The following is a 14,782-nucleotide window of genomic DNA, read 5'->3' as shown; positions in this document are numbered from 1 at the left end:
CTCCGTTATTGAATAAGCGGCTGCCAGAGGGTCATCAGCCCCTGCGTCAGCCCACCGCGCCAGCAAAGCGCATCGTGTCCGCCGTCAACCTGACGCCAGAAAACCGGTTGCTGAGTGTGTAGTTCGGCGAGGATCGCCTGGTTTGCGCGCAAAATAAGCGGCTCGTTGCGCCCGGCCTCAAGGACAATGCGCAGCCCGCGAGCGGTTTTTTCACCCGCTTTGAGTTGTTCGATGAGCAGCCCGTCCTGCTGCGCGCCGCGGTGCGGCCACCAGTAGGATCCGGACTGGCTGAGGATGCAGCCAAAACGCTGCGGCCAGTTGAGGCCCGCATAGAGGGAAGAGAGTCCGCCGAAGCTCTGACCCGCCACCACGGTATGGTCGGCGCGGTCGCTGAACGGGGCCATGCTTTTCACTTGCGGGAGAAGTTCTTCCTGCACCGCCAGCCAGAAATCAGGGTTGCACGGCAGCTCGCGGCTGCGGTGTGCGGTGTCAATGACGTCAATTAAGACATAAACCGCAGGCGGCAGTTTGCCTTCATGGGTGAGCGACGCCAGAGCAGGCCAGACGGGCATGCTTTCGGCCCAGAACTGCCCGTCAAGGAGCACCGCCAGCGGGCGCTCGGGGCTTTCATCCCCGGTGGTAAAAATCCACACGCGGCGACGGTTCTTCAGACGCGCGCTGTGCCAATCAATACAGACAGGCTGCTTATTGTAAGGGGTATCGGGATGGTTCCAGCCGGGCTGTACGGGCGCCTCCGGCATCTCCAGCGCCGAGACGGCGTGCCCGCGCCCGCCGCGCCAGCTCTGCGGATTCAGCGGGTCGGACACCGCGTGCGGCAACAGTTTACGCCAGCCTTCGCGCAGCGCCATGCGGTCCGGCTGCTCGCCTTCAAACACTGCATCGGCAAAATCGTTTTCGTTATCGGAGGGGATAAAACAGTAGCTGCCGCGCCATTCCGGGCTGAACTCGCCCTGCCACTGCCAGACGTCGGTATCCGGGATACGTTCAAGGGATTGCGGACGGGCATTTTGATGGTGATCGGTCACGCCGGTGACGTAGAGCCAGACGCGTTTCACCGTCGAGGTTTTCTGCGTTCCCGCCGGGTCCCGCCACCAGAATGTTACGCGATAGTTTTCCTGATGACGTTCCCGTTCCGGCCCGTTTTTCGCCTGCCACCACGCTTCACTTCCGGTTGTTAACGCCGTCACCCTTATAACCCCATGTTTAACAGTCTTTTTTGTTTCAGAGCAAATTTTATTGATAATATTATTGATAACTATTTGCATTTGCAATAGCGTAATGCCCGCGCTGTGGGAAGCGCGCTCATTAAATAACCATAAAAGCGGGACGTACAATGAATAAGAAGATTCACTCTCTGGCCTTGCTGGTCAATTTAGGGATTTATGGTGTCGCGCTGCCCGCCATGGCAGATGACAATACCGCCTCCGCGCAGCACGAAGACACCATGGTGATCACCGCCGCCGAGCAGAATTTGCAGGCGCCGGGCGTGTCGACCATCACCGCCGATGAGATCCGCAAAAACCCGCCAGCGCGTGACGTGGCGGAAATCATCCGCACCATGCCGGGCGTTAACCTGACCGGCAACTCCACCAGCGGCCAGCGCGGGAACAACCGTCAGATTGACATTCGCGGCATGGGCCCGGAAAACACCCTGATCCTGATCGACGGCAAGCCGGTCACCAGCCGCAACTCCATCCGTCTGGGCTGGCGCGGCGAGCGTGATACCCGCGGCGATACCGGCTGGGTCCCGCCGGAGATGATCGAGCGCATCGAAGTGATCCGTGGCCCGGCTGCTGCCCGCTACGGTAACGGTGCGGCGGGCGGCGTGGTGAACATCATCACCAAAAAATTTGACGACCAGTGGCACGGCTCCTGGAACACCTACCTGAATGCGCCAGAGCATAAAGACGAAGGTTCCACCAAACGCACTAACTTCAGCCTGAGCGGCCCGCTGGGCGGGGATTTCAGCTTCCGCATGTACGGTAACCTGGATAAAACCCAGGCCGACGCCTGGGACATTAACCAGGGCCATCAGTCTGACCGTACCGGCGCATATGCCGACACGCTGCCGGCAGGCCGTGAAGGGGTCGAGAATAAAGACATCAACGGCATGGTGCGCTGGGACTTTGCGCCTATGCAGTCCCTGGAGTTTGAGGCGGGATACAGCCGCCAGAACAACCTTTACGCGGGCGATACCCAGAATACCAACAACGACAACAGCTCAAGCGGGCTGGTGAAGAAGAACTACGGTAAAGAGACTAACCGTATCTATCGTCAGAACTTCGCCGTAACCTGGAACGGCGGCTGGGATAACGGCATTACCACCAGCAACTGGGCGCAGTACGAGCACACCCGCAACTCGCGTCTGGGCGAAGGGCTGGCGGGCGGTCTGGAAGGATTGTTCAACAGCAATAAATTCACCGACACCGACCTGGCCGACGTGATGCTGCACAGCGAAATCAACCTGCCGATTGATTTCATTGTGAACCAGAACCTGACGCTCGGCACCGAATGGAACCAGCAGCGCATGAAGGACTCGACCTCCTTCACGCAAACCCTGCAGGGGGGCACCATCCCGGGCATGAGCGAAGATCGTAGCCCGTACACGTCAGCGGAGATCTTCTCCCTGTTTGCCGAAAACAACATGGAGCTGACCGACAGCACCATGCTGACCCCTGCCCTGCGCTTCGACCACCATACTATTGTGGGTAATAACTGGAGCCCGTCCCTGAACCTGTCGCAAGGTCTGGGGGATGACTTCACCCTGAAGATGGGCATCGCGCGCGCCTATAAGGCGCCAAGCCTGTATCAGACCAACCCGAACTACCTGCTGTACAGTAAAGGCCAGGGCTGCTACGCCAGCTCCGACGGCGTGGGCTGCTACATGATGGGTAACGACGATCTGAAAGCGGAAACCAGTATCAACAAAGAGATTGGCCTGGAGTGGAAACGCGACGGCTGGCTGGCTGGCGTGACCTGGTTCCGCAACGACTACCGCAACAAGATTGAAGCGGGCTACGCGCCGATTGGCCAGACGTCCACCGGCAAAGTCACCACCGATATCTACCAGTGGGAAAACGTGCCGAAGGCGGTAGTGGAAGGTCTGGAAGGCTCCCTGAACGTGCCGGTCAGCGACACCATCAACTGGACCAACAACATCACCTACATGCTGCAAAGTAAGAACAAGGAGACCGGCGATCGTCTGTCGATCATCCCGGAGTATACGCTGAACTCTACCCTGAGCTGGCAGGTACGTCAGGATGTCTCATTGCAGTCGACCTTCACCTGGTACGGCAAGCAGCAGCCGAAGAAGTACAACTACAAAGGTCAGCCGGTGACCGGGTCTGAGAAAGACGAAGTCAGCCCGTACAGCATCGTTGGCCTGAGCGCGACCTGGGACGTGACCAAAAACGTCAGCCTGACCGGCGGCGTGGACAACGTCTTCGACAAGCGCCAGTGGCGCGCGGGTAACGCCCAGACCACGGGTAATACCACGACGGGTGCGTATATGTACGGCGCGGGTGCGTATACGTATAATGAACCGGGTCGCACCTGGTACATGAGCGTAAATACGAGGTTCTGATACAGGCAGTGACTTCCCCCTCTCCCTGTGGGAGAGGGCCGGGGTGAGGGCGAGGTAAAAGCAAAACGGCAACCCCGTTGCCGTTTTTAGTGTTTGCTCCCTCTCCCTTTGGGAGAGGGCTGGGGTGAGGGCATCAGGCCGCACAATACTGAAGGGAAAACCATGCACACCACCCACAGCACATTTTCTCTCGCTGGCCATACCCTCCACCGCATCACCTTCGACCCCACCACCTTTACGGACGCCGATCTCCTCTGGCTCCCCCACCACGCCCAGTTGGCTAACGCCGGACGCAAACGCAAGGCCGACCACCTCGCAGGCCGCATCGCCGCCGCGCACGCCTTACCTGACTACACCATGCCCGCCATCGGCCCCAGCGGGGAACCGCTCTGGCCGCAAGATATTTCCGGCAGCATCACCCACAGCGGCACGCAGGCGATAGCCGTCGTCACGCAATACCCGGCGCTTATCGGCATCGATTGTGAAACGATCCTCTCCGAAAACGAAGCCAGGGAAATCAAAGACGGCATCATTGATACACAGGAAGAACCTGTGCTTTCCCGCCTGGGATACCCGTTCGCCCTCGCCCTGACGCTGGTCTTCAGCGCCAAAGAGAGCCTGTTTAAGGCCCTCTTTCCGCAGGTACAGGCCTGGATGGGTTTTGACTGCGCCCGCGTTACCAAGCTCGACGACAAGACGCTCACGCTGGCATTGACCCGTCAACTGGCAGGCTTTGAGGAAGGCACCGCCTTCCCCCTGCACTGGCAGCAGCACGGCGAACAGGTCATCACTCTGCTGTCACACGCTCCTGGCGACGAGCCTTCACGCTGGTCACCACAAACGTCACGATAAACACCATCGCGAACAGGACCACAATGGTCGGCGCAGGCGCGCTGTCGAGATAAAACGAGGCATAAACGCCGCTTACCGACACCAGCGCTGAAACGGCGACCGCCACCAGCAGCGCCATGTGAAAGCGTCGGGTAATCAGCACCGCCACCGCGCCGGGGGCAATCAGCAGGGAAATCGACAGAATGATCCCCACCGCTTTCAGCGTCGCGACGATGGTCAGCGAAACCATGCACAGTAAGCCGTAGTGCAGCCAGCGGGTGCGCAGGCCACTCGCCTGCGCCTGCTGATAGTCAAAGCAGAACAGCAGAAAATCGCGCCACTTCAGGCCAATCACCAGCGCAATCATCCCCGCGACGAGACCGCTTTGCAGAATGTCCATCCCGTTAATACCCAGCATATCGCCGAACAGAATGTGGTCGAGATGCACCTCAGGTTTGACGGCGATATAGAGGATCAGCCCGGCGCCGAACATGCCGGAAAAGACGATCCCCATGACCGTATCCTGTTTGATGCGGCTGTTATCCTTCAGGTATCCGGTGGCGACCGCGCAGAACAGACCGGCCACGAATGCACCCAGCGCCAGCGGCAGGCCCATCATCCAGGCCAGCACGACGCCGGGAAACACCGCGTGGCTCATGGCGTCGCCCATCAACGCCCAGCCTTTCAGCACCAGAAAAACCGACAGCAGCGCGCAGGGCACGGCCACCAGGAGTGAAATCAGCAGCGCGTTGTTCATAAACGCAAACTGGAAGGGTTCGAGGAGCAGCGTCATCATGGGTGTGCCTCCCGCGCCCGACGACGGCTGGCAAGCAGTCCGTGCTTCGGCGCAAAGACGAACGCCAGCAGGAACAGCAGCGTCTGGGTGACCACGATAATGCCGCCGGTGGCGCCGTCCAGGTAATAGCTGGCCCACGCGCCGAGGAAGCTGGTGATGCTGCCAATGGCGACGGCAATCATCAGCAGGCGCGGGAAGCGGTCGGTCAGCAGCCACGCGGTCGCGCCGGGCGTGACTACCAGACAGATCACCAGAAACGCGCCGACGGTTTGCAGCGCCGCCACGGTAGAGACCGCCAGCAGCGTGAAGAAGAGAATTTTCAGGCGTTCAGGACGCAGGCCGATGGCGCGGGCGTGGTTCTCATCAAAAAAGGTCACCATCAGATCTTTCCATTTGAACAGCAGGATAACTATCGACACCACGCCGATAATCGCCAGCTGGACGATATCTTCCGGGGCGATAGCCAGAATATTGCCGAGGACGATGGTCTGAATGTTCACCGAAGTCGGGTTGAGCGAGACCATAAACAGCCCCAGCCCGAAAAACGAGGAGAAGATCAGCCCGATAATGGCGTCCTCCTTCAGGCGGCTGCGCTGGTTGAGAAACAGCATGCTGCCCGCCGCCAGCCCGCCCGATAAAAACGCCCCCAGCGAGAACGGCAGCCCGAGCATGTAAGCGCCCGCTACGCCCGGCACGATGGAGTGCGACAGCGCATCGCCGATCAGCGACCAGCCTTTAAGCATCAAATAGCAGGAGAGAAACGCGCACAGCCCGCCCACCATCGCCGAGACCCACATCGCGTTGAGCATGTACTCGTAGCCGAAGGGTTCGAGAAGCGCGTTCATTTGGCCTCCTGTCGGTGCGTCACGAAGGGGTGCTCGTCGTCGGTTATGATGCGATCTTCCGAGCCGCTGAGCACCACGTGGCGCAGCACGCCGCTGAAGGCGCGCTCAAGATTCTCGGCGGTAAAGGTGATATCCGTCGGGCCGCTCGCCAGCACGGTGCCTTTGACCATCACCGTGTAATCGCAGAATTCCGTGACCGAGCCCAGATTGTGGGTCGAGACCAGCATCGTTTTACCCTCGTCGCGCAGCTCCCGCAGCAGGCTGATGATCCTGGCTTCGGTTTTGACGTCCACGCCGGTAAACGGCTCGTCGAGCAGGATCACTTCGCCCTGCTGGGCAATCGCCCGCGCCAGAAACACGCGCTTCTTTTGGCCGCCGGACAGCTCGCCAATCTGCCGATGACGCAGCTCAAGCATGTCCACGCGCTTCAGGGCGTCGGTGACGATCTGCTTATCGCATTCTTTGGGACGACGCAGAAACCCCATATGCCCGTAGCGGCCCATCATCACCACGTCCTCGACGAGCACCGGAAACGACCAGTCGACCTCTTCCGACTGCGGCACGTAGGCGACCAGGTTCTGACGCAGCGCCCGGTGAGGCGGCAGCCCCAGAATGGAGATAGTGCCGCTCGCCGCCCGCACAAACCCCATCACCGCCTTAAACAGCGTGGACTTGCCGGAACCGTTCACCCCCACCAGGGCGGCAATCGTTCCGCCCGGCACGCTGAACGATGCGTCGCGCAGCGCCGTGTGGCCGTTGCGGTAGGTCACGGTCACGTCGGTTACAACAATCCCCTTCTGCATGGTTACTCCTTCATCCCGTCGCGGATGCCCTGCACCAGCGTGCGGGTGGTGACGTTCAGCAGATCGATATAGGTTGGCACCGGGCCGTTTTCCGCGCTCAGAGAGTCGACGTACAGCACGCCGCCATAGTGGGCGCCGGTTTCACGCGCCACCTGACGGGCGGGCTTATCCGAGACCGTGCTTTCGCTGAACACCGCCGGAATGTGATGTTTTTTCACCAGATCGATAACCTTGCGCACCTGCTGGGGCGTGCCCTGCTGATCGGCGTTGATCGGCCACAGGTAAAGCTCCTTCAGGCCCAAATCCCGCGCCAGATAGGAAAAAGCCCCTTCGCTGGTCACCATCCAGCGTTTGTCTTCCGGTATCTCCGCGACCTGCTTGCGCAGCGGTTCGAGAGTGGCGGTGATCTTCTGCTTGTAAGCATCAGCGTTGCGCTGATACGTCTGTGCGTTGGCCGGATCGTACTTCACCAGCGCGTCGCGGATGTTATCGACGTAAATCAGGGCGTTGTCCGGCGACATCCACGCGTGCGGATTGGGCTTGCCGTTATAGGGCCCTTCGCTGATGCCCATCGGGGTGATGCCTTTGGTGACAATCACCTCCGGCACACCGTTCAGATGCTGATAAAAGCGCTGGAACCACAGCTCCAGATTCATGCCGTTCGCCAGGATCAGCTGTGCCTTCTGCGCGCGTTTGATATCGCCCGGGGTGGGCTGGTATTCGTGAATTTCCGCGCCCGGTTTGGTGATGGAGGTGACCTCTGCGGCATCCCCCGCCACGTTTTTCGCCATATCTGCGATAACGGTAAAAGTGGTGATGACCTGGAACTTTTCAGCCGCCAGCGCGCCCGTGGTGGTCGCGGTCATGAGCAGCGCGCCGAGCAACAGACGCTTCAATCCTTGCCGTAGATGCATCGCAGAAGTCTCCTGAGGTGATTAAAATCAAAGCAAAATTAGCCTGTGCTATAAGGTATAGCACAGGCTATGTTTAAATGAAAATAATTATCATTAAAGTTGTGTCAACGGAGGGAGAGCCTGATGGCGCTTCGCTTATCAGGCCTACGGTAAAGCAGTTTTGGAGTTTTGTAGGCCGGGTAAGCGCAGCGCCACCCGGCATAAGGGCGACTCACTGCCCGGCAAGTGCCTTATAAAATGCAGGATTCTCCCGAATCACATTAAGTACCTTCGCCGCCAGCCCGGTTGGGTTGCGACGTTTAGACTCCCAGCTCTTTATCGTATCGACGCTCGTGCCAAGCGCCTTCGCCATTTCGCTTTGCGTGATATTGAGCTGCTCTCTGATGGCGCGCACATCAGTAACTTCATAGCGGGTTACCCGGGAAGCGGCTTTCCTTCCGTTATGGATCTCAACGGCCTCTTCAAGCGAAGATTTTAATTCATTGAAAATACTCATTATCAGCCTCCACCTGCCTGATTAGGGTACATAGTACACCTCAAATTTACGGCACTGGAAGCAGTATTTTTCAGAATGGAAGTCAGCTTTTTAAGTTCTGCTTTCTCTGTCTCTGTCAGGCTGTCCTTTATGCATTTTGGATAGGCCATAATGAAATAGATCACCTCCTCTGTGGCAAGAAAGTAAATCACTCTGATCCCCCCTCTCTTTCCCTTTGAGCCTGCCGCCATCCTTATTTTACGTAACCCCCCCGTCTGCTGGATCAGGTCACCTTTATCAGGCCAGGCAATAAGTTCCTTTTGCAGATCCTTTAATTCATCATCCGTAGCAATGCTTTTAATCTGTCGGGTAAAGAGTGATGTTTCGATAAACTCTATCGCATGACTCATCCATAGTTCCTTCCCTAAACGCAGCAAAAGCCCGAATGCTTCAGCATCAGGCTCTTGCTGCATGGTTACTCTTCCTTGAGTAATGCTGCGCCAAATAACTGTATTTATATACAGTCTGAAGGTATTTTAAGAATCCGTTTAGACATCCGGGAACATCACGCTATTCCCCGGTGCTTCCCTGTGCAGATGGATAAAGTTCAGGTGCCGTTCATACTGGTCCAGAATGTCCGTAATCACCTGCTCCTTGCTGTAATCCATCAGATCATTCCCCTGGCTGCCTTCCAGCAGGAAGGTCTCCAGCCGGTAGTAGGTCGACTTCCCGCTGCGCGCCCGGTAGGTAAAGCCGGGTACCGAATACTGCTGCGGCCAGATCTGATAGACAAAGTTCTGCTCGTCGCCCATGTGCACCAGCAGATCCAGGTGCCCCAGATTTTCGCCCTCTTCCGGGGGCAGGTTTTTCAGCTCCACGTAGGCGCCACGCAGCTTCAGCTCCTGGGCCACCTCTTCCATCGCCGGGAAACAGACCGTCTCCATCATCTGTTTGGTGTAGCGCGTACCGGGGTAATTCATCAGGCGCGAGAGGCGTTTCTTCCAGCTCAGCCTGTCCTGCGCGCCCAGCGGACGCGGGGCGGTGTCGCGGCTGGCGCTGACGCGGCGGTAGTCTTCCACCTTAAGCGATTTATACAGCCCGGCCATCACGAAGAAGATCACGAAGCTGAACGGCAGGCCCATGATCACCGTGGTGTTCTGCAACGCCGAGATACCGTTGGTCATCAGCATGCCGAGCGTCAGCAGGCCGATGGCGACGGACCAGAAGATGCGCAGCCAGTTCGGCGCGTCGCTGTTAATGTCCTTGAGCTTCGAGGTGAAGTTCCCCAGCACCAGCGCGCCGGAGTCCGCCGAGGTGACGTAGAACAGCAGGCCGGTGATGGTCGCTACGGACGCGCTAAAGGTGAACGCCGGGTACTGCGCCAGCAGGCTGTAGAAGCCGCGCTCCGGGTGCGCCATCGCTTCCTGGGCAAAAGTCGCATTGCCGTGGATGATCTCGTGCAGCGCGCTGTTGCCGAAAATCGACAGCCACAGCAGGGTAAAGGTGAACGGGATGATCAGCGTGCCCATCACGAACTGACGGATGGTCCGCCCACGCGAAATACGCGCCAGGAACAGGCCGACAAACGGTGACCACGCCACCCACCACGCCCAGAAGAACAGCGTCCAGTTGTTCATCCACTCTGTCGGACGGTCAAAGGCGAAGCTGTTCAGCGTCATGCCCATAAAGCGGTTCACGTAATCACCCACGTTCAGTACCAAAGCATTGAGCAGGAACGAGGTGTCGCCCATAAACAGCACGAACAGGATCAGCCCCAGCGCCAGCGCGACGTTCAGTTCGGAGAGCACGCGAATCCCTTTATCCACGCCGGAGGTCACCGAGATGGTGGCGATAATCACCGACAGCGCAATCAGCGCCGCCTTCGCCGCCATCGAATCCGGGATGTCAAACAGCACGCTCAGCCCGTAGTTGAGCTGCACCACGCCAATTCCGAGCGTGGTGGCGATGCCGAAGATGGTGCCGATCACCGCCGCAATGTCGACGCTGTGGCCAATCGGACCGTTGATCTTTTTGCCGAAAATCGGGTACAGCGCGGAGCGGATGGTAAGGGGCAAATTATAACGATAGCTAAAGTATCCGAGCGCCATGCCCATCAGGGCGTACATCGACCAGCCCGTCAGGCCGTAGTGGAACAGCGTCCAGACCATCGCCTGGCGCGCGGCCTCCATCGTCTGCCCTGCCCCTTCCGGCGGCTGCATATATTGCGTGACCGGTTCCGCCACGGAGAAGAACATCAGGTCGATGCCGATGCCTGCGGCAAACAGCATTGCGGCCCAGCTCAGCAGGCTGAACTCGGGCTTAGACTGCTCTGGCCCGAGCTTTACCGAACCGAAGCGCGAGCAGGCAATGCAGACCACGAACACGATGTAAAGCGTCGCGGCCAGCAGATAGTACCAGCCGAAGGTCTTTGACACCCAGTCCAGAGTGCGCCCAATCCACTCGGCAGAAAAATCACGAAAGAAGATGGTCGTCAGGGAAAACAACAAAATCAGCCCGGCGGACGTATAAAAAACGACCGGGTTGATTTTGTCTTTTTCTCTGTCTTGTGAAAGGTCTGTCATCCAGTATCCCCACTGTTTTTGTAACTATTGAAATCCAAAATCGCAACAATTAAGACACATTTTATATTGAACGTCCAATCAAAAACCGCTTTAATAGATTACCAACGCTGATGAATGGAGTGGCAAAAATGCCCAAAGTGGGGATGCAGCCGATCCGGCGCAGGCAGCTAATCGATGCCACGCTGGAAGCAATTAATGAAGTGGGAATGCATGACGCAACCATCGCGCAGATCGCCCGTCGGGCGGGCGTATCCACGGGGATCATCAGCCACTATTTCAAAGATAAAAACGGTCTGCTGGAAGCGACCATGCGCGACATCACCGGTCAGCTGCGCGACGCGGTATTAAGCCGTTTACGCGCCCTGCCGGACGGCAGTGCAGAGCAGCGCTTGCAGGCGATTGTCGGCGGCAATTTTGATGAAACTCAGGTTAGCGGCGCGGCGATGAAGGCCTGGCTGGCCTTCTGGGCCAGCAGCATGCATCAGCCGATGCTCTACCGTTTGCAGCAGGTCAGCAGCCGTCGGTTGCTCTCAAACCTGGTGTACGAGTTCCGCCGCGAGCTGCCGCGTGAACAGGCTGAAGAGGCGGGCTACGGGCTCGCCGCACTGATTGACGGGCTGTGGCTGCGCGCTGCGCTCAGCGGCAAACCGCTGGATAAAACCCTGGCCCAGTCGCTTACCAGCCACTTTATCAGCCAGCATTTACCGACCGACTAACCGAGGAGAATTTATGTCCCGAATGGCAGAACAGCAGCTTTATATCAATGGTGGTTATACATCCGCCACCAGCGGTCGCACCTTCGAGACCATCAACCCGGCGAACGGTGAAGTTCTGGCGAGCGTGCAGGCCGCCGGGCGCGAAGACGTGGACCACGCCGTCGAAAGCGCAAAGCGCGGGCAAAAAATCTGGGCGGCGATGACCGCCATGGAGCGCTCGCGCATCCTGCGTCGCGCCGTCGATATCCTGCGCGAGCGTAACGACGAGCTGGCAACGCTGGAAACCCTCGACACCGGTAAAGCGTATTCCGAAACCTCGACCGTCGACATCGTCACCGGCGCGGACGTGCTGGAGTACTACGCGGGGCTGATCCCGGCGCTGGAGGGCAGCCAGATCCCGCTGCGCGACACCTCGTTCGTCTACACCCGCCGCGAGCCGCTGGGCGTGGTGGCGGGCATCGGCGCGTGGAACTACCCGATCCAGATCGCCCTGTGGAAATCCGCGCCGGCGCTGGCGGCGGGCAACGCAATGATCTTCAAGCCGAGCGAAGTGACGCCGCTTACCGCCCTGAAACTGGCGGAGATCTACACCGAGGCGGGCCTGCCGGACGGCGTGTTTAACGTCCTGCCTGGCGTGGGCGCAGAGACCGGCCAGTTCCTGACCGAGCATCCGGGCATCGCCAAAGTCTCCTTTACCGGCGGCGTCGCCAGCGGCAAAAAGGTGATGGCCAACTCGGCGGCCTCGTCCCTGAAAGAGGTGACGATGGAGCTGGGCGGTAAATCCCCGCTGATAGTGTTTGACGATGCGGATCTGGATCTCGCGGCAGATATCGCCATGATGGCCAACTTCTTCAGCTCCGGCCAGGTGTGCACCAACGGCACCCGCGTGTTAGTGCCCGCGAAGTTCAAAGCCGCGTTTGAGCAAAAAATCGTTGAGCGCGTGGGCCGCATCCGCGCGGGCGATCTGTTCGATGAAGCTACCAACTTTGGTCCGATGGTCAGCTTCCCGCACCGCGACAGCGTGATGCGCTACATCGCCAAAGGCAAAGAGGAAGGCGCGCGCGTGCTGTGCGGCGGCGACGTGCTGAAGGGCGAAGGCTTCGATAACGGCGCGTGGGTGGCCCCAACCGTGTTCACCGACTGCACCGACGAGATGACCATCGTGCGCGAAGAGATCTTCGGCCCGGTGATGTCCATCCTCACCTATGAGTCCATTGAGGAAGCGATTCGCCGCGCCAACGACACCGACTACGGGCTGGCGGCAGGCATCGTCACGACCGACCTGAACCGCGCCCACGGCGCCATTCATCAGCTCGAAGCGGGCATCTGCTGGATCAACACCTGGGGCGAATCCGCCGCAGAGATGCCGGTGGGCGGCTACAAACACTCCGGCATTGGCCGTGAGAACGGCGTCATGACGCTTCAGAGTTACACCCAGGTGAAGTCCATCCAGGTTGAGATGGGTAAATTCCAGTCCATATTTTAACCGGGAGGTTTATTTGCAATTTGACTACATCATTATCGGGGCCGGCTCTGCCGGCAACGTACTGGCAACACGACTGACTGAAGATCCAAACACCACCGTCCTGCTGCTTGAGGCGGGCGGGCCGGACTACCGCTTTGACTTCCGCACCCAGATGCCTGCCGCGCTGGCCTTCCCGTTGCAGGGCAAGCGCTACAACTGGGCGTATGAAACCGAGCCAGAGCCTTACATGAACAACCGCCGCATGGAGTGCGGACGGGGTAAAGGGCTGGGCGGCTCGTCGCTGATCAACGGCATGTGCTACGTGCGCGGCAATGCAATGGATCTGGACAACTGGGCGAAAGAACCGGGTCTGGAGCACTGGAGCTATCTCAACTGCCTGCCCTACTACCGCAAGGCAGAGACCCGCGACGTGGGGCCGAACGACTACCACGGCGGCGACGGTCCGGTGAGCGTCACCACCTCTAAGCCGGGTGTGAACCCGCTGTTTGAAGCGATGGTGGAGGCAGGCGTGCAGGCGGGCTACCCGCGCACCGACGATCTCAACGGCTATCAGCAGGAAGGCTTTGGCCCGATGGATCGCACGGTCACGCCGCAGGGCCGACGCGCCAGCACCGCGCGCGGCTATCTGGATCAGGCCAAACCGCGCCCGAATCTGACCATCCGCACCCACGCCATGACCGATCACATTATCTTTGACGGCAAGCGCGCGGTGGGCGTCGAGTGGCTGGAAGGCGAAAGCACCATTCCGTCAAAAGCGACAGCGAAGAAAGAGGTACTGCTGTGCGCGGGCGCCATCGCGTCTCCGCAGATCCTCCAGCGCTCCGGCGTGGGCAACGCTGAACTGCTGAAGCAGTTTGATATCCCGCTGGTACATGATTTACCCGGAGTGGGTGAAAACTTGCAGGATCACCTGGAGATGTATCTTCAGTATGAATGTAAGGAGCCGGTCTCCCTCTACCCTGCCCTGCAATGGTGGAACCAGCCGAAGATTGGCGCGGAGTGGCTGTTTGGCGGCACGGGCGTGGGCGCGAGCAACCACTTCGAAGCAGGCGGGTTTATCCGCAGCCGCGAGGAGTTCGAGTGGCCGAACATTCAGTATCACTTCCTGCCGGTGGCGATTAACTACAACGGCTCGAACGCGGTGAAAGAGCATGGTTTTCAGTGCCACGTTGGCTCCATGCGCTCCCCGAGCCGCGGCCACGTGCGCATCAAGTCGCGCGATCCGCACCAGCATCCGGCGATCCTGTTCAACTACATGTCCCACGAGCAGGACTGGCAGGAGTTCCGCGACGCGATCCGCATCACCCGCGAGATCATGCATCAGCCGGCGCTGGACAAGTATCGCGGTCGTGAAATCAGCCCGGGCGTCGAATGCCAGACCGACGAACAGCTGGACGAGTTCGTGCGCAACCACGCCGAAACCGCCTTCCACCCGTGCGGTACCTGCAAGATGGGCTACGACGAAATGGCGGTGGTCGACGGCGAAGGCCGCGTTCACGGGCTGGAAGGGTTACGCGTAGTGGATGCGTCGATTATGCCGCAGATTATCACCGGCAACCTGAACGCCACCACCATCATGATTGGCGAAAAGATTGCCGACGCCATTCGCGGGCGCGAGCCGCTGGCGAAGAGCACGGCGGCTTATTATGTGGCGAACGGGGCGCCGGTTCGCCGCTGAGTGCGAACTTCTCCCCTCACCCTAACCCTCTCCCCTTTGGGGAGAGGGTTGA

13 protein-coding genes are annotated in these 14,782 nt (G+C 59.2%); 5 read left to right on the top strand and 8 right to left on the bottom strand.

Annotated features, from left to right (window positions below):
* Positions 1–5: 5 nt before the first annotated feature.
* Positions 6–1,208 carry an enterochelin esterase gene (fes, locus tag ACOTYB_RS05500; RefSeq protein ID WP_220153641.1) on the bottom strand — a complete coding sequence of 401 codons (1,203 nt, stop codon included), beginning with the start codon at positions 1,206–1,208 and terminating at the stop codon, positions 6–8.
* Between the two features lie 146 nt (positions 1,209–1,354).
* Between fes and ACOTYB_RS05495 the strand changes: the two genes are divergently transcribed.
* Both ACOTYB_RS05495 and entD read left to right on the top strand, forming a co-directional pair.
* Positions 1,355–3,604: a TonB-dependent siderophore receptor gene (locus ACOTYB_RS05495; protein WP_220153640.1), complete on the top strand. Its 2,250-nt coding sequence runs from the start codon at positions 1,355–1,357 to the stop codon at positions 3,602–3,604.
* A gap of 162 nt (positions 3,605–3,766) precedes the next feature.
* A complete protein-coding gene (entD, locus tag ACOTYB_RS05490) occupies positions 3,767–4,456 on the top strand; it encodes an enterobactin synthase subunit EntD (protein ID WP_048210488.1) in 690 nt (229 codons plus the stop codon).
* On the opposite strand, the gene ACOTYB_RS05485 is transcribed toward entD, so the two are convergent.
* From ACOTYB_RS05485 to betT, 7 genes are all read right to left on the bottom strand, one after another.
* Positions 4,392–5,231, bottom strand: coding sequence for a metal ABC transporter permease (locus tag ACOTYB_RS05485; RefSeq protein WP_003858815.1), 840 nt, complete (start codon positions 5,229–5,231; stop codon positions 4,392–4,394). The two genes, entD and ACOTYB_RS05485, sit on opposite strands and share 65 nt — an antisense overlap.
* Complete coding sequence (sitC, locus tag ACOTYB_RS05480) at positions 5,228–6,076, bottom strand: metal ABC transporter permease (protein WP_220153639.1); 849 nt, start codon at positions 6,074–6,076, stop codon at positions 5,228–5,230. Before sitC ends, ACOTYB_RS05485 begins: the two co-directional genes overlap by 4 nt.
* On the bottom strand, positions 6,073–6,879 hold the full coding sequence (locus ACOTYB_RS05475; RefSeq protein ID WP_409248770.1) for a manganese/iron ABC transporter ATP-binding protein: 807 nt from the start codon (positions 6,877–6,879) through the stop codon (positions 6,073–6,075). The genes sitC and ACOTYB_RS05475 overlap by 4 nt, the downstream gene beginning before the upstream one ends.
* A gap of 2 nt (positions 6,880–6,881) precedes the next feature.
* Positions 6,882–7,793 carry an iron/manganese ABC transporter substrate-binding protein SitA gene (gene sitA / locus ACOTYB_RS05470; protein WP_109948484.1) on the bottom strand — a complete coding sequence of 304 codons (912 nt, stop codon included), beginning with the start codon at positions 7,791–7,793 and terminating at the stop codon, positions 6,882–6,884.
* A 211-nt stretch (positions 7,794–8,004) separates the two neighbouring features.
* Positions 8,005–8,289, bottom strand: coding sequence for a NadS family protein (gene nadS, locus ACOTYB_RS05465; RefSeq protein WP_220153638.1), 285 nt, complete (start codon positions 8,287–8,289; stop codon positions 8,005–8,007).
* Between the two features lie 2 nt (positions 8,290–8,291).
* The gene (locus tag ACOTYB_RS05460) at positions 8,292–8,678 is read right to left on the bottom strand and encodes a type II toxin-antitoxin system RelE/ParE family toxin (protein WP_032610190.1); all 387 of its coding nucleotides are present in this window, start codon (positions 8,676–8,678) and stop codon (positions 8,292–8,294) included.
* A 138-nt stretch (positions 8,679–8,816) separates the two neighbouring features.
* Complete coding sequence (gene betT, locus ACOTYB_RS05455) at positions 8,817–10,850, bottom strand: choline BCCT transporter BetT (protein WP_003858825.1); 2,034 nt, start codon at positions 10,848–10,850, stop codon at positions 8,817–8,819.
* Between the two features lie 128 nt (positions 10,851–10,978).
* On the opposite strand from betT, the gene betI reads away from it, so the two are divergent.
* The 3 genes from betI to betA are packed head-to-tail and all read left to right on the top strand — an operon-like array spanning position 10,979 to position 14,730.
* Positions 10,979–11,566: a transcriptional regulator BetI gene (betI, locus tag ACOTYB_RS05450; RefSeq protein WP_003858827.1), complete on the top strand. Its 588-nt coding sequence runs from the start codon at positions 10,979–10,981 to the stop codon at positions 11,564–11,566.
* Positions 11,567–11,579: 13 nt separating this feature from the next.
* Complete coding sequence (betB, locus tag ACOTYB_RS05445) at positions 11,580–13,052, top strand: betaine-aldehyde dehydrogenase (protein ID WP_421765768.1); 1,473 nt, start codon at positions 11,580–11,582, stop codon at positions 13,050–13,052.
* 13 nt (positions 13,053–13,065) lie between these two features.
* Positions 13,066–14,730, top strand: a complete 1,665-nt coding sequence (betA, locus tag ACOTYB_RS05440; RefSeq protein ID WP_003858831.1) for a choline dehydrogenase — start codon at positions 13,066–13,068, stop codon at positions 14,728–14,730.
* The last annotated feature ends 52 nt before the right edge of the window (positions 14,731–14,782 follow it).

The organism is Enterobacter cloacae complex sp. IR5450 (genome assembly GCF_049238665.1).
GTDB classification, from domain to species: domain Bacteria; phylum Pseudomonadota; class Gammaproteobacteria; order Enterobacterales; family Enterobacteriaceae; genus Enterobacter; species Enterobacter hormaechei_C.
This window is presented reverse-complemented; position numbering and strand designations above follow the sequence as displayed.